Annotated in this window: 27 protein-coding genes; 15 read left to right on the forward strand and 12 right to left on the reverse strand. The window is 72.8% G+C overall.

All coding sequences use genetic code 11. The features are described from left to right. Positions 1-145: 145 nt before the first annotated feature. Together ACIGO6_RS28675 and fabG are read right to left on the reverse strand one after the other, a co-directional pair. Positions 146-907, reverse strand: coding sequence for an SDR family oxidoreductase (locus ACIGO6_RS28675; protein ID WP_399881290.1), 762 nt, complete (start codon positions 905-907; stop codon positions 146-148). Between the two features lie 11 nt (positions 908-918). Next, the gene (gene fabG, locus ACIGO6_RS28680; protein ID WP_386307321.1) at positions 919-1680 is read right to left on the reverse strand and encodes a 3-oxoacyl-ACP reductase FabG; all 762 of its coding nucleotides are present in this window, start codon (positions 1678-1680) and stop codon (positions 919-921) included. Between the two features lie 270 nt (positions 1681-1950). Here fabG and ACIGO6_RS28685 point away from each other — a divergent pair, with 270 nt between their 5' ends. Beyond that, positions 1951-2805 (forward strand): hypothetical protein, encoded by an 855-nt coding sequence (locus ACIGO6_RS28685; RefSeq protein ID WP_399881292.1) that lies wholly within the window; start codon positions 1951-1953, stop codon positions 2803-2805. Positions 2806-2859: 54 nt separating this feature from the next. Here the strand turns inward: ACIGO6_RS28685 and ACIGO6_RS28690 are convergent, their stop codons facing one another. Then, complete coding sequence (locus ACIGO6_RS28690; protein ID WP_399881294.1) at positions 2860-3243, reverse strand: DUF3037 domain-containing protein; 384 nt, start codon at positions 3241-3243, stop codon at positions 2860-2862. Further along, positions 3240-3995 (reverse strand): HipA family kinase, encoded by a 756-nt coding sequence (locus tag ACIGO6_RS28695; protein WP_399881296.1) that lies wholly within the window; start codon positions 3993-3995, stop codon positions 3240-3242. Before ACIGO6_RS28695 ends, ACIGO6_RS28690 begins: the two co-directional genes overlap by 4 nt. Before the next feature lie 293 nt (positions 3996-4288). On the opposite strand from ACIGO6_RS28695, the gene ACIGO6_RS28700 reads away from it, so the two are divergent. The 3 genes from ACIGO6_RS28700 to ACIGO6_RS28710 all read left to right on the forward strand — a co-directional run bounded on the left by ACIGO6_RS28700 (position 4289) and on the right by ACIGO6_RS28710 (position 7022). Continuing rightward, a complete protein-coding gene (locus ACIGO6_RS28700) occupies positions 4289-5818 on the forward strand; it encodes a SpoIIE family protein phosphatase (protein ID WP_399881298.1) in 1530 nt (509 codons plus the stop codon). Between the two features lie 248 nt (positions 5819-6066). Beyond that, positions 6067-6558 (forward strand): Rieske (2Fe-2S) protein, encoded by a 492-nt coding sequence (locus tag ACIGO6_RS28705; RefSeq protein ID WP_399881300.1) that lies wholly within the window; start codon positions 6067-6069, stop codon positions 6556-6558. Then, complete coding sequence (locus tag ACIGO6_RS28710) at positions 6555-7022, forward strand: pyridoxamine 5'-phosphate oxidase family protein (RefSeq protein WP_399881302.1); 468 nt, start codon at positions 6555-6557, stop codon at positions 7020-7022. The genes ACIGO6_RS28705 and ACIGO6_RS28710 overlap by 4 nt, the downstream gene beginning before the upstream one ends. A gap of 59 nt (positions 7023-7081) precedes the next feature. Here ACIGO6_RS28710 and ACIGO6_RS28715 read toward each other — a convergent pair whose 3' ends face one another. Continuing rightward, positions 7082-7984 (reverse strand): LysR family transcriptional regulator, encoded by a 903-nt coding sequence (locus ACIGO6_RS28715; protein WP_399881304.1) that lies wholly within the window; start codon positions 7982-7984, stop codon positions 7082-7084. Between the two features lie 74 nt (positions 7985-8058). On the opposite strand from ACIGO6_RS28715, the gene ACIGO6_RS28720 reads away from it, so the two are divergent. Continuing rightward, on the forward strand, positions 8059-9039 hold the full coding sequence (locus tag ACIGO6_RS28720) for a DMT family transporter (protein ID WP_399881306.1): 981 nt from the start codon (positions 8059-8061) through the stop codon (positions 9037-9039). A 218-nt stretch (positions 9040-9257) separates the two neighbouring features. Here the strand turns inward: ACIGO6_RS28720 and ACIGO6_RS28725 are convergent, their stop codons facing one another. Further along, complete coding sequence (locus ACIGO6_RS28725) at positions 9258-10589, reverse strand: aminotransferase class I/II-fold pyridoxal phosphate-dependent enzyme (protein ID WP_399881308.1); 1332 nt, start codon at positions 10587-10589, stop codon at positions 9258-9260. A 35-nt stretch (positions 10590-10624) separates the two neighbouring features. Here ACIGO6_RS28725 and ACIGO6_RS28730 point away from each other — a divergent pair, with 35 nt between their 5' ends. Next, positions 10625-11314: a pyridoxamine 5'-phosphate oxidase family protein gene (locus tag ACIGO6_RS28730; RefSeq protein WP_399881310.1), complete on the forward strand. Its 690-nt coding sequence runs from the start codon at positions 10625-10627 to the stop codon at positions 11312-11314. A 28-nt stretch (positions 11315-11342) separates the two neighbouring features. Here ACIGO6_RS28730 and ACIGO6_RS28735 read toward each other — a convergent pair whose 3' ends face one another. From ACIGO6_RS28735 to ACIGO6_RS28745, 3 genes are all read right to left on the reverse strand, one after another. Continuing rightward, on the reverse strand, positions 11343-12287 hold the full coding sequence (locus ACIGO6_RS28735) for a DMT family transporter (protein ID WP_399881312.1): 945 nt from the start codon (positions 12285-12287) through the stop codon (positions 11343-11345). 188 nt (positions 12288-12475) lie between these two features. Further along, positions 12476-13480 (reverse strand): EamA family transporter, encoded by a 1005-nt coding sequence (locus ACIGO6_RS28740; RefSeq protein WP_399881314.1) that lies wholly within the window; start codon positions 13478-13480, stop codon positions 12476-12478. A gap of 137 nt (positions 13481-13617) precedes the next feature. Next, positions 13618-14157, reverse strand: coding sequence for a Clp protease N-terminal domain-containing protein (locus ACIGO6_RS28745; RefSeq protein WP_399881316.1), 540 nt, complete (start codon positions 14155-14157; stop codon positions 13618-13620). Positions 14158-14356: 199 nt separating this feature from the next. On the opposite strand from ACIGO6_RS28745, the gene ACIGO6_RS28750 reads away from it, so the two are divergent. Continuing rightward, positions 14357-14545 (forward strand): hypothetical protein, encoded by a 189-nt coding sequence (locus tag ACIGO6_RS28750; RefSeq protein ID WP_399881380.1) that lies wholly within the window; start codon positions 14357-14359, stop codon positions 14543-14545. An 88-nt stretch (positions 14546-14633) separates the two neighbouring features. On the opposite strand, the gene ACIGO6_RS28755 is transcribed toward ACIGO6_RS28750, so the two are convergent. Then, positions 14634-15281, reverse strand: a complete 648-nt coding sequence (locus ACIGO6_RS28755; protein ID WP_399881318.1) for a PadR family transcriptional regulator — start codon at positions 15279-15281, stop codon at positions 14634-14636. A 153-nt stretch (positions 15282-15434) separates the two neighbouring features. Between ACIGO6_RS28755 and ACIGO6_RS28760 the strand changes: the two genes are divergently transcribed. Further along, on the forward strand, positions 15435-16244 hold the full coding sequence (locus ACIGO6_RS28760; protein ID WP_399881320.1) for a PhzF family phenazine biosynthesis protein: 810 nt from the start codon (positions 15435-15437) through the stop codon (positions 16242-16244). Positions 16245-16296: 52 nt separating this feature from the next. Here ACIGO6_RS28760 and ACIGO6_RS28765 read toward each other — a convergent pair whose 3' ends face one another. After that, positions 16297-17139: a CPBP family intramembrane glutamic endopeptidase gene (locus ACIGO6_RS28765; protein ID WP_399881322.1), complete on the reverse strand. Its 843-nt coding sequence runs from the start codon at positions 17137-17139 to the stop codon at positions 16297-16299. Between the two features lie 132 nt (positions 17140-17271). Next, positions 17272-18789 (reverse strand): glutamate--cysteine ligase, encoded by a 1518-nt coding sequence (locus ACIGO6_RS28770; RefSeq protein ID WP_399881324.1) that lies wholly within the window; start codon positions 18787-18789, stop codon positions 17272-17274. 552 nt (positions 18790-19341) lie between these two features. Here ACIGO6_RS28770 and ACIGO6_RS28775 point away from each other — a divergent pair. From ACIGO6_RS28775 to ACIGO6_RS28805, 7 genes are all read left to right on the forward strand, one after another. Further along, positions 19342-19926 (forward strand): hypothetical protein, encoded by a 585-nt coding sequence (locus tag ACIGO6_RS28775; RefSeq protein WP_399881326.1) that lies wholly within the window; start codon positions 19342-19344, stop codon positions 19924-19926. Between the two features lie 272 nt (positions 19927-20198). Beyond that, positions 20199-20402: a DUF5999 family protein gene (locus ACIGO6_RS28780; protein WP_311584508.1), complete on the forward strand. Its 204-nt coding sequence runs from the start codon at positions 20199-20201 to the stop codon at positions 20400-20402. Positions 20403-20592: 190 nt separating this feature from the next. Continuing rightward, the gene (locus ACIGO6_RS28785) at positions 20593-20988 is read left to right on the forward strand and encodes a molybdopterin-binding protein (protein ID WP_399881329.1); all 396 of its coding nucleotides are present in this window, start codon (positions 20593-20595) and stop codon (positions 20986-20988) included. Positions 20989-21201: 213 nt separating this feature from the next. Further along, positions 21202-22053, forward strand: a complete 852-nt coding sequence (gene modA, locus ACIGO6_RS28790) for a molybdate ABC transporter substrate-binding protein (protein WP_399881331.1) — start codon at positions 21202-21204, stop codon at positions 22051-22053. Beyond that, positions 22050-22916: a molybdate ABC transporter permease subunit gene (gene modB, locus ACIGO6_RS28795; RefSeq protein ID WP_399881333.1), complete on the forward strand. Its 867-nt coding sequence runs from the start codon at positions 22050-22052 to the stop codon at positions 22914-22916. The genes modA and modB overlap by 4 nt, the downstream gene beginning before the upstream one ends. Beyond that, positions 22913-24007: an ABC transporter ATP-binding protein gene (locus ACIGO6_RS28800; protein WP_399881335.1), complete on the forward strand. Its 1095-nt coding sequence runs from the start codon at positions 22913-22915 to the stop codon at positions 24005-24007. The genes modB and ACIGO6_RS28800 overlap by 4 nt, the downstream gene beginning before the upstream one ends. A 26-nt stretch (positions 24008-24033) precedes the next feature. Beyond that, the gene (locus tag ACIGO6_RS28805) at positions 24034-24459 is read left to right on the forward strand and encodes a molybdopterin-binding protein (RefSeq protein ID WP_399881337.1); all 426 of its coding nucleotides are present in this window, start codon (positions 24034-24036) and stop codon (positions 24457-24459) included. The last annotated feature ends 27 nt before the right edge of the window (positions 24460-24486 follow it).

Raw genomic sequence — 24486 nt, forward strand, 5'->3', positions numbered from 1 at the left:
CGCCCCCTGAACCCCCTTCTGAACAGGGGTTTTGATCATCTTGCGATGACTACGTTGTCATGACCCCCGCAGTCTCGAAACGCGGACACGGGCACCGTTCTTGTCAACGGTGCCCGTGTCGGGTGCGTCCCGGCGGTCCCGGGTGTCAGGCCACGCCGGCGTTCAGGAAGATGCCGCCGTCGACCACGAGCGTCTGACCGGTGACCCAGTCGGACTGCGCCGAGGTGAGGAACGCGGCCGCGCCGCCGATGTCGGCGGGCTCGCCGAGCCGGCCGAGCGGGTAGCCCGCGGCGGCCTCCTCCTCGCGACCCTCGTAGAGGGCTGCGGCGAACTTCGTCTTCACGACGGCCGGGGCGATGGCGTTGACCCGCACCTTGGGTGCGAACTCGTGCGCCAGCTGCTCCGTGAGGTTGATCAGCGCCGCCTTGCTGACGCCGTACGCGGCGATGAAGGGCGAGGGCGCGAGGCCCGCCACGGAGGCGATGTTGACGATCGCGCCGCCGTTGTCCTTCTGCCAGGCGTGCCAGGTGCGCTGGGCGAAGCCGAGCGCCGAGATCACGTTGGTCTCGAAGACCTTGCGCGCGACGTTCAGGTCGAGGTCGGCGATCGGTCCGAACACCGGGTTGGTGCCCGCGTTGTTGACCAGGAAGTCGACGCGCCCGAAGGCCTCCATCGTGCGCTCGACGGCGACCGCCTGGTGGGCCTCGTCGTGCGCCTTGCCCGCGACGCCGATGACCCGGTCGGCGCCGAGCTGCTCGACGGCCTCCTTCAGGGCGTCCTCGTTGCGGCCGGTGATGCAGACGCGGTCGCCGCGCGCGACGAGTGCCTCGGCGACGCCGTAGCCGATGCCGCGGCTGGCGCCCGTGACGAGCGCGACCTTGCCGGAAAGTCCGGGGAGTTCAGTCATGTCCGTGTTCCCTAGTCGAGCGGTCCGCCGGCCACGTACAGCACCTGGCCGGAGACGAATCCGGCCGCCTCGCCGGTGAAGAAGGCGATGGCGTTGGCGATGTCGTCGGGCTCGCCGACGCGCGCCACGGGGATCTGGGTGGCGGCGGCGGCCTTGAAGTCGTCGAAGCCCATGCCGACGCGGTCGGCGGTGGCCTTGGTCATCTCGGTGGCGATGAAGCCGGGGGCTACGGCGTTGGCGGTGACGCCGAACTTGCCGAGCTCCTTGGCGAGGGTCTTGGTGAAGCCCTGCAGACCGGCCTTGGCGGCCGAGTAGTTGACCTGTCCGCGGTTGCCGAGCGCGGAGGAGGAGGACAGGTTGACGATGCGACCGAAGCCGGCGTCCACCATGTGCTTCTGGCAGGCCTTCGACATCAGGAAGGCGCCGCGCAGGTGCACGTTCATGACGGTGTCCCAGTCGGAGACGCTCATCTTGAACAGCAGGTTGTCGCGCAGCACGCCCGCGTTGTTGACGAGGATCGTCGGCGCGCCCAGCTCCTCGGCGATCCTCGCGACGGCCGCCTCGACCTGCGCCTCGTCGGAGACGTCGCAGCCGACCGCGATCGCCTTGCCGCCGGCCGCCGTGATCTTCTCCACGGTGTCCTTGCAGGCGGCCTCGTCGAGGTCGATGACGGCGACGGCGCGGCCCTCTGCGGCCAGTCGTACGGCGGTGGCGGCACCGATGCCGCGCGCGGCTCCGGTGACGACGGCGACCCGCTGCTCAGTGGTGGACATTGCTGCTTCTCCTCGTCCTGGGGATGCGGCCCGTGCGGGGCCCCTCGGCACGCTCGCGAGTGAGCGACCGCTTAGTACCTTCCGCAGACGTGACGCTAGAAGCCCTGGCACCCGGTGTCAACGGGACACCGGGCCGGTGTGATCCATTACCTGGGCCGCCCGGTGCGACACCTGGCCCCGATCCCCCGATCGGCCCAGCGCTGCGGGCCGCCGCGTCGCCTTCCCCCTAGCGTCGAACGCGACCCACTCACGGCTGGAAAGGACGCGTCCATGCGCCGTCTCACCGGTGCCGCAGGCATAGCCGTCGCGATCGCCGCGATCGTGCCGCTGACCGACACCGCACACGCCCAGGATCTGGACCCCCATCTCACCCTTCAGCAGGCGGCACCGGCCGTCTTCGGGAGCGATCCGTCCGCCCCGGACGCGCTCACTCCGGACGCGCTCGCTCCGGGCTCGTTCGACCCGGGCCCCGTCGGTGGAGACCTGCCCGACGCGGGTGACCTCGACGGGGGCGGACCCGACGGCGACGGAATCGGCGGGGGCGGAATCGACGACGGCCCGTTCGGCCCGGGCGGCCTCGACCAAGGCGGGCTCAACGGCCGGCGTCCCGACCAGGGCCGCCTGGACGCCGGCCAACTGGACGCGGGCGCCTTCGACCAGGGCCGACCCGACGACGGCCGGCTCGACCAGGGCGGGAACGGCCAGGGCGGGAACGGGCAGAACGGGAACGGGCAGGGCGGGAACGGCCACGGCGGGAACGGGCAGGGCGTACTCGGCCTGGGCGGAATCGGCCACGGCGGAAACGGGCAGGGTGTACTCGGCCTGGGCGGCAACGGCCACGTACGGGAGACGGGTGGCGGTGCGCCCGGTGCGGTGCCGCCGCGGCGGGGCGGGCCGACGACTGCCGCCACGTCCGTTCCGCGGCCCGTCGCCACCGCACCCGTCCCCGCACCGGCCACCGCCCTTCCGAGCCCGGCCGTCCAGCCGACGCTCGGCACCCGGGGCGGTCTGGGCGGCGCATCGAGTGCCGGACCGAGCCAATGGGACGTCGCCATCGGACTGGGCTGCGTGACGGGCGCCACGCTCGCCGCGGGCTACGTACTGAGGCGCCGTCGGCGCGCCTGAGAACCGCGCCGGACCCGGCCGGGGCCTCCCCGGGCCGGCGGAGCAGGCCCGCCGCTATCGCACCAGCAGGTCGAGGAGCCGTTCCGTCTCGGCGGCCGGATCGGTGGTCAGCCCGGTGTGGACGGGGCCCGGCTGGACGATGGTCGAGCGGGGCGCGATCAGCCAGCGGAAACGGCGGCCGGGATCGTCGCCGGCCGCCTGGCCCGCCGCGTCCCCGCCGGTGCACACGCCCTCGACGGCACGCAGGGCCGCTCGCACACCGGACAGGTCCACGTGCGGGTCGAGGGCCAGCAGCCTCGCCTCGTCGAGGTGGGTGCGGGCACCGACGTAGGACTTGCCCCGGCAGTACACGAGGACCCCGGCGTTCACACACTCCCCGCGCTCGACGCGGGGCACGACGCGCAGCAGCGCGTACTCGAAGACATGACGGTCGCTCACCGTTCCCCCTGGACGCGCTCGTGGATGGTGGCGGCCCGGGCGAGCAGCGGCCGTGCGTAGGCGCGCCGGAGGTCGTCGGGCGTCGCGAAGCCGGGCTCGTCCAGCAGCCAGACGTCCGGGATCTCGGCGGTGACCTCGGCGAGGAGCTCCCCGGTGACCAGCGGGGCGAGCGCGTCGGCCGCCGCGCCGACGTCCGGCGCGAAGCGCGCGAGGGCGTGGTCCGAGGCGTCGTACGGCCGGGCGGCGGAGGTCTCGGCGCCGGGCCAGTGGTGATGCCAGATCATGGTCGCGCCGTGGTCGATGAGCCACGTCTCGCCCTGCCACCGCAGCAGGTTGGGATTGCGCCAGGACCGGTCGACGTTGTTCACCAGCGCGTCGAACCAGACGATCCGCCCGGCCTCCTCGGGGCTCACCTCGAAGGCGAGCGGGTCGAACCCGAGCGCGCCGGAGAGGAAGTCCATGCCGAGGTTGGTGCCACCGCTGGACTTGAGCAGCTCCTGCACCTGCTGGTCGGGTTCGCCGAGTCCGAGCACCGGGTCGAGGTCGACCGTCACCAGCCGGGGCACCCGGAAGCCCAGCCGGCGCGCGAGTTCGCCACAGACCACCTCGGCGACGAGGGTCTTGCGGCCCTGCCCCGCGCCGGTGAACTTCAGGACGTAGGTCCCGAGGTCGTCGGCCTCGACGAGTCCCGGCAGCGAGCCGCCCTCACGAAGGGGCGTGATGTAGCGGGTCGCGATGACCTCTTTCAGCACTTTCCCAGGCCGTCCGTCTCTTCAGGCTTGTCATGCAGGATCAGGGTCCGAGGTCCGTCTACAGGCGCTGCTCCCTGCGCCCGGCCCCGGTCACGAAGTGAGCATAGTAACCGAGTGTGATCGCCGACGAGGAGGGCCCGAGTCTGCGTGCCCGCGGTGCCGGGTCCGGTGCTCACCGCCGGCGCAGGCGTGCGCGGGCGTGCGGCGAAGGGGGACGATGGAGTGGCCGGGGTACTGGCGCCGGCACACGTCCGACCCGGCAGGGCGGCCGACGGCCGGAAGGAGCATGGGGTATGGGTGCGACCGAGCCCTTTCGGGGTGATCCCGGCACGGTGGGTGTGGTTGCGTCCAGGCCGGGTGACCTGCTGGACGTGCTGAACGTGGCGGCCGTCCTGCTCGACGCCGAGGGCAGGATCGATCTCTGGAGCCCGCAGGCCGAGACCCTCTTCGGCTACAGCGCGGAGGAGGCCCTGGGCCAGTACGCGGGTCAGCTGCTGATCGACAAGGAGCACCTGGACACGGTGCTGGCGCTGTTCTCCCAGGTCATGCAGGACGGGGAGAGCTGGGCCGGGGTCTTCCCCATCCGGCACAAGGACGGCAGCGCGCGCCTGGTCGAGTTCCGCAACATGCGGCTCCAGGACGACCAGCGCGACTACTGGGCGCTGGGGCTCGCCACGGACCAGGCGACGCTGCGGCAGGTGGAGCGGAACCTGTCCCTGTCCGCCCAGCTGGTGTCCCAGTCACCGATCGGACTGGGCATGCTGGACACCGACCTGAGGTACGTCTCCGTCAACCCCGCGGAGGAGCGGATGAGCGGCGTGCCTGCCGCCGAGCACGTCGGCCGCCACGTCCACGAGGTGCTGCCTCTGCTGGACTCGTCCTTCGAAGACGCCATGCGTGAGGTCCTGGCCTCCGGAGTCCCGATCCTGGACCAGTACACCGTGGGCCGCACCGCGGCCGACCCGGACCATGATCACGCCTGGTCGATCTCCTTCTACCGGCTCGAATCCTCCAACGGGGACGTGCTGGGCGTGGCCACCTCCAGCGTCGACGTCACCGACCGGCACCGCGCCGTGGAGGAACAGCGCCGCACCGCCCTGACCCTCCAACGCAGTCTCCTGCCCCACCCGCCTCCCCAGCGGCCGGGCCTCGACGTCGCCTACCGCTACCGCCCCGCCCAGGCCACCATCGAGATAGGCGGCGACTGGTTCGACGTCATCCCCATGAACGGCGACAAGACCGCCCTCGTCGTCGGCGACGTGATGGGCAGCGGCGTCACGGCCGCGGCCGCCATGGGACAGCTGCGCACCGCCACCCGAACCCTGGCCGATCTCGATCTGCCCCCGGCCCGGGTCATGCACCACCTCGACCACATCACCGACGGTCTCGACACGATCGCGACCTGCGTCTACGCCGTCTTCGACCCCCGCACCGCGCAGTGCCACGTCTCCCTCGCGGGACACCTGCCGCCCGCGCTCCTCCGCCGTGACGGCACCCGCGAGCTGCTCACCCTGCCCACCGGCGCGCCGCTGGGCGGCTGCGGCATCTCCTTCGAGTCCGCCTCCATCGGCTTCGTGCCGGGTGACCAGCTCGTCCTCTACACCGACGGCCTCGTCGAGACCCGCGACCAGCCGATCGACGTCCGCCTGGCCGCACTCCTCCAGGTCCTCGACGACCCCGACCGCTCCCTCGACGCCACCTGCGATCTGCTCCTGCACACCCTGCGTCACAGCGGGGAGCACGACGACGTGGCCCTCCTTGTCGCCCGGGCCGCCCCCGGCGCGGCGTGGGCGGAGCGGAGGCCGAAGGCGTGCAGGCAGTGACCCTCCCGCAGTGACTGTGGGCGATCGGCCCGTTCCGGTCGGCAGGTGCAGCGCGGTCGGTCTGCCGTTCGGGGATCGACACGGCCGTACGGGGGACGTGGGATCGGCCGACAGCGAATCGACAGGCGTGTCTTACGCCCGCCCGACGGCGGAGCCGACAGCATCTCCGCACGGTCTGAACAGCATGTGTCCCGGGGCCGTACCTCTCGGCAGATCATCACGCGTCCTCCCCGGAAGGGAACCCCAGCATGACCAGCGCATCGTTTCACCCCGCGTCGGGACCGGCCCGTCGTACCGTCGTGGCGGCGGCCGGAGCGGCGGGGCTCGCCGCCGCGCTGACCGCCTGCGGAGGCTCGGACGACGACGCGTCGGGCGACACCGGCGCCGCGACCTCGGCCCCCGCCTCCGAGGAGGCGGGCGGCAGCGGTTCGGGCGGCGGCGAGAAGGGCGGAGCCGCGCTCGCGGCGACCGCCGACATCCCCGAGGGAGGCGGAAAGGTGTTCGCCGACCAGAAGGTGGTCGTCACCCAGCCCTCGGCCGGCGAGTTCAAGGCGTTCTCCGCCACCTGCACCCACCAGGGATGCGCCGTGAAGAGCGTGTCCGACGGTGTCATCAACTGCCCGTGTCACAACAGCAACTTCTCGATCACCGACGGCAGCGTGCAGAGCGGCCCGGCACGCAAGCCGCTGCCGGCCGTGCAGATCACGGTCAGCGGGGACTCGATCCAGCTGGCCGGATGACCGTCACTCAGCGCCGGGGCCGGAAGATCATGATGACGCCCGGTGAGCTGGACGCGTTCCTCACCACCCAGCGCACGTGCCGGGTCGCCACGGTCTCGGCCGACGGCGCACCGCACGTGAGCACGCTCTGGTTCGCCTGGGACGGCTCCTCGATGTGGCTGTACTCGGTCGTGCGCAGCCGGCGCTGGACGGACCTGCGGCGCGACCCCCGGGTGGCGATCGTGATCGACACGGGTGAGGCGTACGACGAGTTGCGGGGCGCGGAGCTGTCCGGCCGGGTGGAGTTCGTGGGCGAGGCGCCGCGCACCGGCGAGCTGTGCGCCGAACTCGACTTCCCGGAGACGCTCTTCGCCCGCAAGAACTTCGGTCTGGACGAGATGCCGCACGACGGCCGGCACGCCTGGCTGCGGCTGACGCCCGAGAAGGTCGTCTCCTGGGACTTCCGCAAGCTGGCGTCGCTGTAGGTCCTGGCGGCTCGCGTCGCAAGCACAGGCCCCGTCGGTCGGCTTCGCCGCAGGCTCCGTCAGCCGAGCCGCTCCGCCGCGGTCCGCAGGGCTCCGACCGCCGCCCGGATCGACGGGCGGCGGTCGGCGTCCGCGCGCCAGACCACGTACACGTGCCGGCGCACCCGCTGCCGCAACGGCGCGGTGACGACGCCGTCGGGCATCGGACGGCGCCCGAGCAGCGGGACGATGCACACGCCGAGCCCCGCCGCCACCAGGCCGAGCTGGGTGTGGGTCTCGGCGGCGCGGTGGCCGACGATCGGCTCGATGCCCTTCGAGCGCAGCGTGAACATCAGCCACTCGTGGCAGAACTCGCCCTCTCCCCACGTGATCCACTCGTCCTCGGCGAACTCGGCGAGGTCCACCTCGTCCCGGTCCGCGAGCCGGTGGCCGACCGGCATGGCCACGTCGGCGGGGTCGTCCAGGAGCGACGCCTTGACCAGGCCGTCGGGCAGCGGCATCGGCTTGTTGTACCAGTCGAGCACGACGGCCAGGTCGAGATCACCGCGCACCACGCCGCCGATGCCGCGCTCCGGCTCCAGCTCGCAGGAACGGACCCGCAGCGCGGGGTGCTCGGCGCGCAGGGCGGCCAGCGCGGCGGGGAACAGTCCACGGGCGGCCGTCGGGAACGCCGACAGCCGCAGCTCGCCCGCCACCTGCCCGCGCTGCGCCTCCAGGTCGGCCTGCGCGAGCTCGACCTGGGAGAGGATGCGGGCCGCGTGCTCGGCGAGCAGCCGGCCCGCGTCCGTGAGCCGCACGCCCCGCCCGTTCTTGGCGAGCAGTTGCTGGCCGGCCTCGCGCTCCAGCTTGGCCATCTGCTGCGAGACGGCCGAGGTGGTGATGTGCAGGCCGGCGGCGGCGCCGCTGACCGATCCGTGCCGGGCGAGGGCGTCGAGGGTGCGCAGGCGCTCCAGGTTCAACATGTAAGCAATGCTACGAGATACACCGTGCAAAAACTCGATTGTGCTACGACAATGCCTGCACCATCGTGGCCTCCATGAGTACTGGCACCATGCCCTCCCCCGCAGTCGCCCGCCGCGTCCTCGACTGGCGGCTGCGCTTCGGGGTCCTGTCCCTCGTCTGGGGTTTCAGCTTCCTCTTCATGAAGGTGGGAACCGAGAGCTTCGCCCCGTTCCAGGTCACGCTGGGGCGGCTGGCGTTCGGCACAGCGGTGCTCGCCGTGGCGATGGCCGTGAAGCGGGAGCGGCTGCCGCGCGGGGTGCGGACGTGGCTGCATCTCACGGTCGCCGGGTTCCTGCTCAACGCGCTGCCGTTCTCCCTGTTCGCCTTCTCGGAGCTGACGATCCCCTCGTCGCTCGCGGGCATCTGCAACGCGACTTCGCCGCTGTGGGGCATGGCACTGTCGCTGGTCGCCCTCTCCGAGGACCGGCCGACGCGTCGACGGGTGGCGGGCCTCGGCATCGGCTTCCTCGGCGTCCTGACGGTGCTCGGCGTCTGGCAGGGCTTCCACGGCCTGGACGTCACGGGCACGGCACTGGCACTGCTGGCCTCGCTGAGCTATCCGGTCGGCTGGATCTACGTCCGTCGCACCCTGGCCGGCTCCCGCCACTCGCACCTCTCGCTGAGCGGCGCCCAGCTCCTGCTCGCCACGCTGCAACTGGCCGTGGTGACACCGCTGTTCACGTCGGTACCGGCCGACTTCCCGCTGCTGCCCTCGCTCTCGGTGGCGGCGCTGGGCATCCTCGGTACCGGGCTCGCCTTCCTGATCCAGTACGCGCTGGTCGCCGAGGTCGGCCCGACGACGGCCCAGATGGTCACGTACTTCACCCCGGTCATCGCCACGGCCGCGGGCGTCGTCCTCCTCGGCGAATCACTGTCCTGGTCGACGCCGGTCGGCGCGGTGATCATCCTCGCGGGCGCGGCACTCACCCAGGCACGCCCCAGGACCGCCAAGGCCTCCACGACCGGCTCGGCACCGACCCGCCGAACCCGCGTACGCCAGAAGGCGAGGGTCTAGGCGTCTCGCCGCCGGTCCGGCCGCTCCCGCAAGCCCTGTACACCACCGGCCGAAACCTCCGGCCGGCTCACCAGCCACCGAGCCGGAGCACGGCCGGGACCCTGGCACCTCACCTTGGCCATCCCGGCGCCGACGCCGCTGCGAGCGAGCGACCCACCACGCAGGCGACAGACGCCCCCACCAAGGTCCAAGCCCCCGACCCGGCGGAACGCCACGCGTCAGACGTAGCTCCGCACCGGCCCGGGACCCACGGCCTGGGCGATCGCGTCCGCCAGCGGCCCGATGTCACCCCCCGTCAGGGTCGAGACGGTGATCCGGATGCCGGGCGGGGCGCTCATACGGAAACGGGCGCCTGGTGCCACGGCCCAGCCGGCGTGCAGCAGGCGGGCGACGGCGCCGGTCTCGTCCCGCACCGGGAGCCACACGTTCATGCCGCTGCGCCCGTGCGCGGGGACCCCTCGCTCGGCGAGCGCGCCGAGCAGCGCGTCCCGTCGCCGCCCGTAGGCCCCCGCCACCTCCTGCGGGTCGACCGCGCCGTCGGCCCACAGCCGGGCCACGGCCCGCTGGGTGACGCGGCTGACCCAGCCGGGGCCCAGCCGCTGCCGCCCGCGCACCCGGTCGAGCGTGACGGCGTCCCCGGTGAGCACGGCGAGGCGCAGGTCGGGGCCGTACGCCTTGGCGGCCGAGCGGACGAACGCCCAGCTGTGGGTCGTGCCGGCGAGCGGGTGCAGGGGCAGGTCGACGATCCGGTGGCCGTGGTCGTCCTCGATCAGCAGCGTCTTCGGATGCTCGCGCAGCACGGACCGCAGGGCACCCGCGCGCGTGGCGCTCACCGCGGCGCCCGTCGGGTTCTGGGCGCGGTCCGTGACGACCAGCGCGCGGGCCCCGGCCGCGAGGACGCGGCGCACGTCGTCGGGGAGCGGCCCCTCGTCGTCGACACCCACCGCGACCGTGCGCAGGCCGAGCGCAGGGACGAGGTCGAGGAGGCTGCCCCAGCCCGGGTCCTCGACGGCGACGGCATCGCCCGGTCTGAGGTGGGCCGCGAGGACCCGCTCCATGGCGTCCAGCGAGCCGGACGTGACGGCCACGGGCCCGTCCGGGACCCCGTCGGCGTCCAGTTCGGCACGCGCGAGGCGCGCCAGCTCCGGCTCCACGGGCTCGTGCCCGTACAGCACCGGCTCCCGGTCGCCCTGCTCGGCCGCCGCGGCGAACGCCGGGCCCAGCGCGGGCAGCAGCGCCGGGTCCGGATTGCCGTCGGACACGTCGCGCACGCCCTCCGGCACCTCGACCCGGATGAACTCGCGCCCGGTGGTGGCCGGCTTGGCGCGGACCCTGCTGCCCCGGCGCCCGGCCGTCTCGATGACCCCGCGGTCCCGCAGGGTGCGGTAGGCGGCGGCGACGGTGTTCGGATTCACCCCGAGCCGCTCGGCCAACTCCCGCATGGGCGGCAGTGGTTGCCCCGGCTCCAGCTCCCCCGAGCCCACCGCACGCTCGACGCTCGCGGAAATCTCCGCTGCGCCCCGGCCCGTGATCAGATACTCTCCTAGCACAAAGCCAATTATGCACTAGTGCAATGGAGAACGCCATGCAGGGGACCACGCGGACGCCGTCGCCTTCCACCGACACCGCCTACCCGTCCACGGACCGCACCGTCCCCACCCGCTCCCCGAACCGGGCGTCGTACGACAAGGAACTGGTGCACGCGATACTCGACGAGGGTTACGTCTGCCACCTCGGCTTCGTCCGCGACGGCGCTCCGGTCGTCCTGCCGACGCTCTACGGCCGGGTCGGTGAGCGGCTGTACGTGCACGGCTCGACGGGCTCGCGCCCGTTGCGGATGACGGGCGCGGCCGACCCCGGACTGCCGGTGTGCCTGACGGTGACGCACGTGGACGCCCTGGTGCTGGCCCGGTCGGCCTTCCACCACTCGATCAACTACCGGTCGGTGGTGGTGCACGGCACCGCGTACGAGGTGACGGACCCCGAGGAGCGGCGCACGGCTCTGGACGCCCTGGTCGACCACGTCGTACCCGGCCGTTCCCAGGACTCCCGGCCGGCCAACAAGAAGGAGCTGGCCGCCACCGCCGTGATCCGCCTCGACCTGAACGAGGTCTCCGCCAAGCTCCGCACCGGCGGTGTGAACGACGAGCCCGAGGACCTGTCCCTCCCCCACTGGGCCGGCATCGTCCCGCTGCGCAAGGGCTACGAGACCCCGGTGGCCGACCCGGGCCTGGACGCGGGCACCGGGCTGCCCGACTATCTGACGGCTCTGTGACGTCCGTCCGCCGCGAGGACCGGCGCCGTCATGCCGGCGCCGGTCGCGTCCGGGCCCCCCGCGCCTCCGCCACCGCGAGCCCTGCGACCGAGCCGAGCATCAGCAGCGTCCCGGCGAGGGTCGCCGCGGTGAGGTGCTCGCCGAGGAGCAGGACGGCGAGCACCGCCGCGGCGACCGGCTCGAGGAGCATGATCACGGAGACGGTGGCGGACCGGACGACGGCCGCGCCGGCGAAGTAGAGCCCGTAGGCCAGGGCGGTCGGGACGGCCGCGACGTACACCAGCAGCCACAGCAGCCGGACCGGGTCGGCGGTGTGCGGCACCAGGCCCTCTGCCAGGGCCAGGGGCAGCAGACACAGGCTGGCGACGGTGAACGCCCCGACGGACGTGCTGGCGGCGTCCGCCCCGCCGTCACGCCCCCACCAGCGGGTGAGCAGCGTCATCAGCGAGTACCCGGCGGCGGACAGCAGCGCCAGGACCACGCCCCACGGACGGACGGTCGTGCTCGAGCCGCCGAGGACGAGCACCATGAGCCCGCCGAGCGCCCCGGCCACGGCCCCGGCCCCGCCGAGGCCCAGGCGCTCCCCGAGGGCCAGGCGCGCACCGAGCGCGATGAGCACCGGGCCGGCGCCGAGGGTGACGACGGTGGCCACGGCGAGCCCGGTGTACTGCACCGCGGCGAAGTAGGCGGTCTGGAAGACCGCGAGGCCGAGGCCGGTGACGAGGGCCCGCCGCACCTTGCGCGCGCGTGGCTCGCGTACGGCGGTCCGCGCGCGGCGGGGACGCAGCGGGCGGGCGGCGAGCAGCAGCACGAGGCCGAGCGCGCAGCGCCAGAAGGACAGGGCGACGGGGCCCATGTCACTGGCCCGGTAGACCAGTGAGGCGGCGGCACCGGCGGTGCCCCAGGCGACACCGGCGACGATCAGACAGAGGAGGCCACGCCCGACGGGCAGGCCGGAGACGGCATTCGACACGAGTTCTCTCCGCAGACGCGCACAGGGCGCGGACGTTCGGCACGGCCCCGGAAGGGACCGGGGCGCGGGGACTGCGTCTGCGGGCAGCACCGTCCGGCCCGGCGGCAACACGCCGGGCTCGCCACAGGGGCCCGCCTCAGGCGGCCGGAGGCGGGAGGACGAGTGCGTCGGAATGCATGATCAGCACCTTAGGCAGCCGTTCCCCGGCTGGACAACTCCCTTTCCGGCCCGCCGCTCGCCACCGGATCCGTCGAGGCCTTCGCGGGCGTGGACGACTGGGCGATGAAGGCACCCACCAGGACCACGACGCCGCCGATGATCTGTGGGGCGGAGAGGTGCTCGCCGAGCAGCACCCAGGCCAGCACGGTCGCGATGACCGCTTCGAGGCAGGCCACGACGCCCGCCACCTGCGGCGAGAGGCGGCGCACGGCGACGATCCCGGTGACGTAGGCGAGGACCGTGGCGATGAGCACGATCCAGGCCAGCAGCAGGGCGGCGGCGACGGGGGTGCCGTCCATGGGGGCGGACCGGGTGAGGAGGGACCAGTCCATCGACCAGGGACGGGCGAGGACGGTGAGCACGGCGGCCCCGACGAGCAGCCCGTAGGCGATGACGCCGAGCGGGTCGGGGGCCTCGTCGCCCGCGTCGCTGCCCTGGTCGGACAGGACGAAGTAGCCGACCTGGCAGCAGGCGGCACCGAGCGCGAGCAGCAGGCCGAGGGCGTCGAAGCGGAGCCCCGACCACACCTCCACGACACAGGCCAGCCCGCCGACCGCGAGGACCACCCCGAGCGCCGCGGCCCGCGTCACCGGCCGTCGCTGCACGAACCGCACCCAGCCGAGGACGAGGGCGGGGGCCAGGTACTCGACCAGCAGCGCGACACCGACCGGGATACGGGAGATGGCGGCGAAGTAGCAGGCCTGGACGCCGGCCACGGCGAGCAGCCCGAACCCGGCGAGCAGCCCGGGGCGGCGGCGCAGCAGCCCGCGGTGGCGCACGGCGAGCGGCAGCATCACCAGGGCCGCGCCGGCCACGCGCAGCCAGACCACGTGGAGCGGGTCGAGTCCCGCCTCGATCAGGGGCTTGGCCGCGACCCCGGAACCTCCGAAGGCGACCGCGGACACGAGCGCCAGGCCGAGCCCGGCGCCCCTTCCACGATGGCCGCGAGCGCTGTCAGACGTATGCACCGGCACATGATGACAGGGGACGACATGAGCGTCACCCCCGATGACACCTGTCTCACCGACTGGACGCCCACGGCTCGGCCGGAATCGGCCCGGGAGCGGGACCGGATCAGGGCCGGCCACGACCGGATCGGGCCCGAACCGCTTCAGGGCGTCGGCTCGAAGTGGTTCTCCGCGCGGGCGAGCACCGTGCCCGCGTCCACGGCCGCCCGGCCCAGCACCTCGACGGCACGCGCCCGGGGGTCCGCCACGAGGGCGGCGAGCAGGTCGACGCCGCAGGCCTGCGCCACCCCGCGCCGGGCGGCGCGCGCACAGGCGTCCTCCATGGCCGCGGCGGCGAGCGGCGAGAACCCGGCGACGCCGGTCACCAGGGGCACGGCGCCGGAGTCCTCGACGGCGCCCTGCCAGCGCAGTCCGTAGCCGATGCTGCGCTGCACGAGGTAACCGAGCAGGCGGGCGATCTGCGGGCCGTCACCGAGCACGGCGCGGGCCTCGGGGTCGTACTCCAGGAGGGAGTGCAGCAGGTGGGCCGTGTCGATCTGCCGGTCCCCGTCCCGCACCGCCCGGCGGCGGGCACCGGAGACCACCGCGGCCAGTTCCGCGCTGAAGCGGGCATCGCCGTCGATGCCGTCCGGGCGCCGGCCGCCTTGCTCGCCGGCCGACTGCCGGGGGATACGGGGTTGCACATCCTCTAGCTCACCAGTCCCGCCAGACCGGGTCATCCCCGAAGGGAAGCATCTTCGCGTCCCACGCAGAGTGGACCCGGCCGGCCGGAATCTCCTCCTTGGGGATGAGATCACGCCGTTTCGCCCCGCAGGGCGCGCGTCGCCTTCCCTCGCGCCCCCTCGGGCAACCCAGGCGTGCCGTCGTGAGTCCAACAGGAGCATGAGGAGCAGGTGCTGGCTCGTGGCCCTGCCGGCGGTCGACGGCAGAGAGTACGTGTACCGGGTGTACGCCCCGGAGGAGGCGCTGCTCGCCGACCTGTTCTGGGAGGCGTGGCACTGCCACGACGAGAGCGCCCACCCGCGGGCCTCCGACCTCTTCGACGCGGCGGTGATACGGCGGGTCGACTGAGCACCGTACGCGCCTGTACACGCCCGTGCGCACGAGGACGCCCCGTGGACCACTCCACGGGGCGTCCCGTCACGGCCGCGGTGCCGCGTCAGTCCTCGTCGGCGAGGATCAGGTACAGCTTCTTGCGGGCGTCGCCGATGACGGCGAGCGCCTTCTCGCGCTGCTCCTTGCTGCCTGTCTTCCAGACCTGACCGAAGGCCTCCATCAGCCCGAAGCCGGCCTGCCGGATGTCATTCAGCGCCTCCCAGTCGACACCTCGAGATGCCTCCTCCCAGGGTGCCTCCGGGCCCTCCTCGGCCGCGGTGCGGCCCGCCTCGGTGAGCGAGAAGAGCTTCTTGCCGCCCTCGCTCTCACTGACAATCAGGCCCTCGTCCTCCAGCAGCTGCAGGGTGGGGTACACCGAACCGGGGCTGGGCTTCCACGCCCCCGAGCTGCGCTCGGCGATCTCCTGGATCATCTCGTAGCCGTGCATCGGCCGGTCCTTGAGGAGGGCCAGGATCGACGCGCGGACGTCACCGCGCCGCGCCCTTCCCCTGGGTCCGCCTCGCCCCCGGCCACCCCAGTGGCCGCCATGGCCGAAGCCCGGCCCGAAGGGACCGCCGGGGCCACCGGGTCCGCCCGGCCCGAAAGGGCCGAAGGCCGCGCGCCGGCCGTCGAAGCCGCCGCGGCCGAAGGGGCCGCCGCCCTCTCCGCGGCCGGGTCCACCATGTCCACGCTCGTATCCGTGGGTACGCATCGCCATCACTCCATTCAGTCGTTGATCTAACGCGATGTCTCAACGATATATCGGAACCTGTCGGACGACAAGCCCCGGCGCACACGAAAACCCGGTCCAGAACCCGCGAATTGGCCTTGGCCTGCCACTTCAGGGCCGGTCTAACGTCGGGACATGCGCATCCGAATCGTCGACGCCTTCACCGACCGCCCCTTCGCCGGCAACCCCGCCGGCGTCCTGCTCCTCGACGCCTTCCCGGACGACAACCGGCTCCAGCAGATCGCCCTGGAGGTCAATCACGCCGAGACCGCCTTCGCCCACCCCCTGCCCGAGGGCGGCGAGGCCGACTGGGCGCTGCGCTGGTTCACACCGGCCACCGAGGTCGCGATGTGCGGCCACGCGACGCTCGCCACGGCCCACGTCCTGCACACCACCGGCACCCACGAGGGGCCCGTCCGGTTCGCCACCCGCAGCGGCGTGCTCATCGCCACGCCCCGCGAGGACGGGTCGATCACCCTGGACTTCCCGACCGCCCCGCTGACCCCGGCCGAGACTCCCGCGGGACTGGCCGAAGCCCTCGGCGCCGAGCCGCGCACGGTCGTCGACACCGGCCCGAACGTCGGTGACCTGCTGGTCGAGGTGGCCGACGAGAAGACCGTCCACGGACTGCGGCCGGACCACAGGGCACTGGCCGCCCACTCCGCGCGCGGCGTCATCGCCACCGCCCGCGCCGAGAACCCCGCCCTCGGCTACGACTACGTCTCCCGCTGCTTCTTCCCGAACGTCGGCATCGACGAGGACCCGGTCACCGGCAGCGCCCACACGGCCCTCGCCCCCTTCTGGTCCGAGCGTCTCGGACGGCCCGTCCTCACCGGGCTCCAGGCCTCACCCCGTTCCGGCCGCGTCCACACGGAACTGCGCGGCGACCGCACGCTGCTCAGCGGGCGCGCGGTGACGGTGATCGAGGGCGAGCTGCTGGCCTAGCCGGGCCGGGCGGGGTGGCGGGAGGGGGCGCGTACCGCGGGGCCCCCTCCGGTCACGCCGTCGGCAGCCAGTCCACCTTCCCGGCCAGCAGCGCGTAGCCCACGAAGGCCCCGATGTCGAGCAAAGCGTGCGCCACCACCAGCGGTCCCACCCGGCCCCACCGGCGGTACAGGTACACGAACACGACGCCCATCACCATGTTGCCGATGAAGCCGCCGATGCCCTGGTAGAGGTGGTAGGACCCGCGCAGCACCGAACTGGCCGCCAGGGACGCGCCCGCGCTCCAGCCGAGCTGGTCGAGCCGACGCAGCAGGTAGCCGACGACCAGGACTTCCTCCAGAACGGAGTTCTGCACCGCCGAGAGGATCAGTACGGGGTACTTCCACCACACGTCGGGCAGTGCCTCGGGCACCACGGTGAGGTTGAAGCCGAGCCCCCGGGCAGCCAGGTAGAAGGCGATGCCGGTGCTGCCGATGACGGCCGCGACGGCTGCCCCGCGGCCCAGGTCGGGCCACGGTCGCGAGCGGTCGAAGCCGAGCGTGCGCAGGCTCTGCCCCTCACGCAGCAGGAAGTGCGCGACGAGGGCGACCGGGACGAGCGCCGTGGTGATCCCGAACAGCTGCCAGGCCAGGTCGAGCCAGGGACGGCCCGGCGCCGCGGAGGCGTTGAGGGTGGCAGCCTGGTCCTTGAGCCCGCCGGGCCGGGTGACCAAGCCGATGAAGCTGATCAGTGCGGACACGCCGCTCGCGCCGAGCGAGAGCGCCAGGACGAGGAGCGTCTCGTCGCGCAGGGTCCGTCGCGTGAGCCGCGCCTGGGGAAACGACTCCTGAGGAATCGGTTTCCCCGGCACCGGCTGCTGAGAGAACGCATCGTCCACCGGGCCCGCCTCCGCCATGCACACCTGCCTCCAGCTGGGACGTCACAGCATGCCCGATCAGTGTGAGGCGACGCGCGGCGGGGCCCCGGCCCGCGGGGCGGAGCCCGACAGGGGGCGGGGACCGGCGGCTGCCGGCCGGCCCCGGTGGTCTCAGCCCGTCGGCACCGGTTCCGGCATTCCCACGGGCCACAGGTGCACGGGGTCCCCCTCGCGCATGAGCTCGCAGTACCGGCGGGTCGTGGCGGCCAGCGCCGCCTCGCGGGACAGCCCCGCCTCCAGCGCCCGGTGGAACGTGGCCGCCTGCCAGGACGCGCCGTTGACCCGGCGCCGGCACCGCTCCTCGATCACACCGAGGTACAGGTCCCGGTCGGCGGGCTCCACCCCCCACGCGTCCAGCCCGGCCTCGGCGAGCGGCAGCAGCTCGTCGCGTACGAGGACGGCGGCGTCGACCTCGGTGGTCCCGCCCAGCCGGCCGCGCCGGGGCCACTCGAAGCGGGCGTCGATGCCGTGGCGGCACGCGGCCTCGAAGTTGGCGGCGGCGGCGTCGAAGGTCAGCCGGGTCCACACCGGCCGGGGCTCCTCGGCGAGCGCGCGCACCACTCCGTAGTAGAAGGCTGCGTTGGCGATGACGTCGGTGACGGTGGGGCCGGCGGGCAGGACGCGGTTCTCCACGCGCAGGTGGGGGACGCCGTCGGCGATGTCGTAGACGGGGCGGTTCCAGCGGTAGACCGTGCCGTTGTGCAGGACGAGTTCGGACAGGGAGGGCACACCGCCGGCGTCCAGGACCTCCAGCGGATCCTCGTCGTCGCAGATCGGGAGCAGCGCCGGGAAGTAGCGCCGGTTCTCCTCGAACAGGTCGTACGCCGAGGTCACCCACCGCTCGCCGAACCAGGTGCGCGGGCGGACGCCCTGGGCCTGGAGCTCGGGCGGGCGGGTGTCGGTGGACTGCTGGAACAGCGGGGGCCGCGACTCCCGCCACAGCTCGCGACCGAACAGGAAGGGCGCGTTGGCGCCGACGGCGATCTGCGCGGCGGTGACCGCCTGGGCCGCGTTCCACACGTCCGCGAAGCGGTCCGGGGTGACCTGGAGGTGCAGTTGCACCGAGGTGCAGGCGGCCTCCGGGGCGATGGACTTGGAGGTGCAGGTCAGTCGCTCGACGCCCTCGATGTCCAGGGTGAAGTCCTCGCCGCGGGCGGCCACGATCTGCTCGTTGAGCAAGGCATAGCGGTCGACGGCGGAGAGATTGGAGGAGACCAGGTCGTCCCGGTCCAGCGTCGGGAGAATGCCGATCATCGCGATTCCCGCGTCGACTTCCCCCGCCTTGCGGTCCGCATATGCCAGTGACGTACGGATCTCCTCGGCGAGCCGGTCGAATACCCGCCCGCCCAATCGGTGTGGGGCTATGTTGACTTCCAGGTTGAACATGGCGAGTTCTGTTTGGAAGTCGCGGCTGGCGATGCGCTCGAGGACTTGCGCATTCAACATTTTCGGCATCCCGTCGGTACCGACGAGATTCAATTCGATCTCCAGCCCCATCAGGTTCTTCGGGCGGTCGAATCGCTTCTCCGCCAGAAGTCGCTCCAGTCCCGTCAGGCACCGCTGGAGCTTCTCGCGGTAGCGCTGGCGATCGGACAGATCGAACTGACCTGCCACGACCTTCTCCCCCATGGAAGCGTCCCTTCTCGGAGCGGCGGGTCGAAGATCCGGCCGCCGGTGGCCGGACAGGTGGGATGATGCCCAGCCCAAGCGATCGATAACGTCCCCGCACGGGGCCGGCAACCGCTAGGCTGTGCCACTGCGCCCGGTGGCACATTCACCAGGCATGACACCTCCCGCAGTTTCCGGTTCCCGGAACTCGTGAAAAACGCCGACGACAATTGGCCGACCGCTTGGTGAACATTCCCCGAGGTCATCGTCGTACACCCGGTCCGGAATCCGGATGTTTCCCGCAAATCGACGGCCGAATGCAACCTTGTACTGGTTGCCGGAATCGGCTAGTTGAAACACAGTCTGAACACATGTCGTATAAACTCCGCGGACAAGGCAGAAGACCGGCGCCCGCGGTCGAAGGATCCTGCCGTCGAGCTGACGCACGGCAGGCCTCACCCCACTTCTCGGTTCCAGGACCCCGGCCCCTGCCTCCCCAGCCCCGTGAGCCGACAGCGTCGTCCGCCCCGCTCCGCCCTCGCGCCACCATGCCCGAATGAGAGGCGACCCATCATGCCCCTGCATGTCCTCCCGGCCCCCGCGCCCGCACTGCGCTCCGTCCTCACCGCCCTCTCCTCTCCCACCGCGGTGCGCGAGGCCCGAACTCCCTCCCTGCTCGTCGCCCAGGGACCCGCCACGCCTGAACTGCCGCTGCCCGTGCACGTCCTGGACCGGATCACGGCCGAGGGCGTGACGGCGACGCGGCTGGCCGGGTGGCGGTTCCTCATCCGCTGCGGCGACCGGGCGGTGGCGGCGGCGGACACCATGCTGACCGCCGACGGCTGGGCGTTCTCCCACTTCTTCGAGGGGCCCTACGTCGCCTCGACCGAGCGCGCGCTGCGCCAGGCGGAGGCGATGCCCCAGGCCTACCAGCCGCGCCTGCTGTCGGTTCCCGGCCTGTACATGCTCACGCTGTGGCTGCACGGCGACTGCACCGCGGACGCCACCGCCGGCCGCCCCGCCGCCACCGACCTGCTGGTACCACTGGCTCCGACGCCTCCGGGCATCGCGGCCCACCGGCCGCACCGGGTCGCCGAACTGCTTCCGGTCCTCACGCACCGGATGACACCGACGCGGCTGCTGCGCTCCCCCGCCTGACATCCCCCTCTCGCCCACCCACGCGGACTAGCCTCATCCGGCCATGCCGAACCATCCAAAGTGACAGTGCAGTTGGGATGAACCGTCCGCGTGGGTGACGCGTCATGAACCTGTGAGAAGCGGTGCTGCGAAATGCCTGCGGATCGACGCCCGTGGGGCAACACTGGGTTCGGACCACTACACAACGGGGGGCGGCCATGAACGATGTTTCACGCCGCGGGACAGACAAGACAGCGAACTCACCCATCACAACAGACCGAGAGACCCCACTCATGTGTCAGCACCAGCCACCGTGCCCCTCAGCCGACTCCGCCGACCGGGAATCCGCCCGCCTCGTGGCACACCACCCGGAACAGGGCTGGAGCCTGCTGTGCAACGGCGTCGTCCTCTTCGAGGACACCGGTGAGCTCCTGCCGGACGGCCAGGCCATCGCCCCGCACCGCCCCGTCGGTGCGGGCCTGATGACCGCCGCCTGAGCACCGGCCGGACGGTGCGCCACCACGCCGTCCGGTAACCCCTGGGGCCGGCCCGCAGAGACTCTGCGAACCGGCCCCGACGCGTGTCCGGAGGCGGTCGCACCAGGTAGCCGCTCATGCTGACGCGGTCATGGCGCTGCCGGTCACCCGGAGGGGCACCGCCCCCGACTCGCGGCCTATCGTGACCGGCATGCAGTCCTACACGATCGGCCAGGCAGCTCGACTGCTCGGCGTCAGCCCGGACACCGCCCGCCGCTGGGCCGACGCCGGCCGGATCACCACCCACCGCGACGAGGGGGGACGACGACTCATCGACGGACGTGACCTCGCCGCGTTCTCCGTCGACCTCGCCCGCTCGGGCGGCGTGGAGGAGGAGACCCCGTACACGTCGGTCCGCAACGCCTTTCCCGGGATCGTGACCGCGATCAAGCTCGGCGACGTCGCGGCCCAGGTCGAGATCCAGGCCGGCCCGCACCGGCTGGTGTCCCTGCTGACCCGGGAGGCGGTCGAGGAACTCGGCCTCGAGGTCGGCATGGAGGCCACCGCCCGCGTGAAGTCGACGAATGTCCATGTCGACAGGACATGACGCGCCACCCGCACCCACCACCCACAGCCACACCTGCCGTGCCGTACGAACGCACATGCAAGCCAATCCGCAGCCACCGCTTGCTCATGCGATGGTCCAGGTGACTTACCCCTCGCAGATGCGGAAGTATGATCGGCGCAACGGGAAGCCCGTCGTGCGCCCGGCCGCCGAGCCCGTCGGACTTTCGCCCAGCGCCCAGAGGGAGTAGCCGTGATGACCCGTTCCGTACGCGGGACCCGCCGCCCCAGCCGGACCAGCCGGACCCTGCGGGTGACCGGTGCGGGGGCCGCCGCGCTGCTGGCCCTGAGCGCGTGCTCCTCGTCCTCCGACGCACATACGGACTCGGCGGCGGACTCCGCCGGTTCCTCCTCGTCCGCCTCCGCGGAGGTCTCCGGCCAGGTCACCGTCTTCGCCGCCGCCTCGCTCAAGGAGAGCTTCACCGCGCTCGGCGAGACGTTCGAGAAGCAGCACCCGGGCACCCGGGTCACCTTCAACTTCGCCGGCAGCGACTCCCTCGCCGCCAGCATCACCAGCGGCGCCCCGGCGGACGTGTTCGCCTCCGCCAGCCCGAAGACCATGGCCACCGTCACCGACGCCGGGGCGGCGGCCGGCACCCCGTCCACCTTCGTCCGCAACCAGCTGCAGATCGCCACCCTGCCGGGCAACCCCGACAAGATCTCCTCCCTCAAGGACCTCACCGCCTCCGGCCTGAAGGTCGTCCTGTGCGACAGGACCGTGCCGTGCGGCGCCGCCGCGCAGAAGGCACTGGAGGGCGGCGGCCTCGAGCTCACCCCCGTCTCCTATGAACAGGACGTCAAGGCCGCACTGACCAAGGTCGAACTGAAGGAGGCCGACGCCGCCGTCGTCTACAGGACGGATGTGAAGGCGGCCGGTGACAAGGTGGCGGGCGTGGACTTCCCCGAGTCGGCCGAGGCCGTCAACGACTACCCGATCACCCTGCTCAAGGAGTCCCCCAACGCGGACGCGGGCAAGGCCTTCATCGAGCTGGTGAAGTCCGCCGAGGGCCAGAAGGAGCTCACCGAGGCCGGGTTCCGCACGCCATGACGAAGCACGCGCCGACGACGTCCGCGGGGGCCGGAGCCGACACCGTGGCGGGCGGGCCGCGCCGGGCCCGCCGCCGCGGGCGCACCCGCGTGGTGCCCGTGCCGCTGCTGGTCCCCGCCCTCGCCGGTCTGGCCTTCCTGCTGCTGCCGCTGATCGCCCTGCTGGTACGGGCCCCCTGGCGCGACCTGCCCGACCAGCTCAGCAGCCCCGAGGTGTGGCAGGCGCTGCGGCTGTCGCTGCTGTGCGCCACCTCGGCGACCGGGCTGAGCCTGCTGGTCGGCGTCCCGCTGGCCTGGCTGCTGGCCCGGACGGAGTTCCCCGGCCGCGGCTTCGTACGTGCGCTGGTGACGCTGCCGCTCGTGCTGCCCCCGGTGGTGGGGGGCGTGGCGCTTCTGCTGGCGTTCGGGCGCAACGGCGTCGTCGGGCAGTGGCTGGACGCGTGGTTCGGGATCACGCTGCCGTTCACGACGACGGGGGTGGTCCTCGCGGAGACCTTCGTGGCGATGCCGTTCCTGGTCATCAGCGTGGAGGGCACCCTGCGCGCCGCCGACCCGCGCTACGAGGAGGCCGCCACCACGCTGGGCGCCTCCCGGTTCACCGCGTTCCGCCGGGTGACGCTGCCGTTGATCGCGCCGGGCATCGCGGCGGGCGCCGTCCTGGCGTGGGCGCGGGCCCTGGGCGAGTTCGGGGCGACGATCACGTTCGCGGGCAACTTTCCGGGCCGGACCCAGACCATGCCGCTGGCGGTCTATCTCGCCCTGCAGAACGACCCGGCCGCGGCGATCGCCCTCAGCCTGGTGCTGCTGGCCGTCTCCATCGCCGTACTCGCCGGCCTCCGGGACCGCTGGATGAGGGCATCATGACCGAGACCGACGAACCGACCACCGCAGAACCCACCCAAGGGCACGCACCCGACGGCGGGCTGGACGCGCGGCTGGTCGTGGACCGCGGCGCCTTCCGCCTCGACGTCGCGCTGACCGCCGCACCCGGCGACGTCGTCGCCCTGCTCGGCCCCAACGGCGCCGGGAAGACCACCGCCCTGCGCGCGCTCGCCGGCCTGGTCCCGCTCACGGACGGGCATCTGCGCCTCGACGGCGCCGCGCTGGACGGTACGCCGCCCGAGTGCCGCCCGGTCGGCGTGGTCTTCCAGGACTACCTGCTCTTCCCGCACCTGACCGCGCTCGACAACGTCGCCTTCGGCCCCCGCTGCCGGGGCGCGACCAAGGCGGAGGCCCGGGCCCGCGCCGCGGCGTGGCTGGAGCGCATGGGCCTGGCCGACCACGCCGGCGCCAAGCCGCGCCGCCTCTCCGGCGGCCAGGCCCAGCGCGTGGCCGTCGCCCGCGCCCTGGCCACCAACCCCCGGCTGCTGCTCCTGGACGAGCCCCTCGCCGCGCTGGACGCCCGCACGCGCCTGGAGGTCCGGGCCCAGCTGCGGCGCCACCTCGCCGAGTTCGAGGCCGTCGCCGTCCTGGTCACGCACGACCCGTTGGACGCGATGGTGCTCGCCGACCGGCTGGTCGTGGTCGAGCACGGCGAGGTCGTGCAGGAGGGCAGCCCCGCCGACATCGCCCGCAGGCCCCGCACCGACTACATCGCGCAGTTGGTCGGCCTGAACCTCTACCGCGGCCGGTCCGACGGCCACACGGTCCGGCTCGACGCCGGCCCCGCCGTGACCACCACCGAGGACCTGTCCGGTCCGGTCTTCGTGGCGTTCCCGCCCGGCGCGGTGACCCTGTACGGCGAACGCCCCACGGGCTCCAGCGCCCGCAACCTGTGGCGCTGCGAGGTCGCGGGCCTGGAGACCCACGGCGACCAGATCCGCGTGGACCTCACCGGCGAACTCCCGATCGCCGCCGACCTCACCACGGTCGCCGCGGCCGAACTCGGCCTCCACCCCGGCGCACCGGTGTGGGCGACGGTCAAGGCGACGCAGACCCACGCATACCCGGCATAACACCTCCACCGGGCTACGGTGCCCCCATGAGCCTGAGTATCCGCAACCAGCTCCCCGGCACCGTCACGGCCGTCACCCCGGGCGAGGCGATGGCGACGGTCGGCGTCCGCCTCACCGGCGGCCAGGACCTCACCGCGGCCATCACCCGGGACGCCGCCGACGACCTCCGCCTCACCGCCGGTACCGCCGTCCGCGCCCTGGTGAAGTCGACGGAGGTCTCCCTGGCCGCCGGCGGCGCCTCCGTCGAGGGACTGTCCATCCGCAACCGTCTGCCCGGTACGGTGACCGCCGTCACCACCGGCGATGCGATGGCCTCCGTCCGGGTCGCCGTGGAGGGCGCCGAGCTGACCGCCGCGATCACCAGGGAGGCCGCCGACGAACTGGGCCTGGGCGTCGGCGTCCCCGTCGTCGCCCTGGTCAAGTCGACGGAGGTGTCGCTCGCGACCTCCTGACGCGCCGAGAGGCTCCGCCCAAGCCCT

The organism is Streptomyces sp. NPDC053750 (genome assembly GCF_044544295.1).
GTDB lineage: Bacteria > Actinomycetota > Actinomycetes > Streptomycetales > Streptomycetaceae > Streptomyces.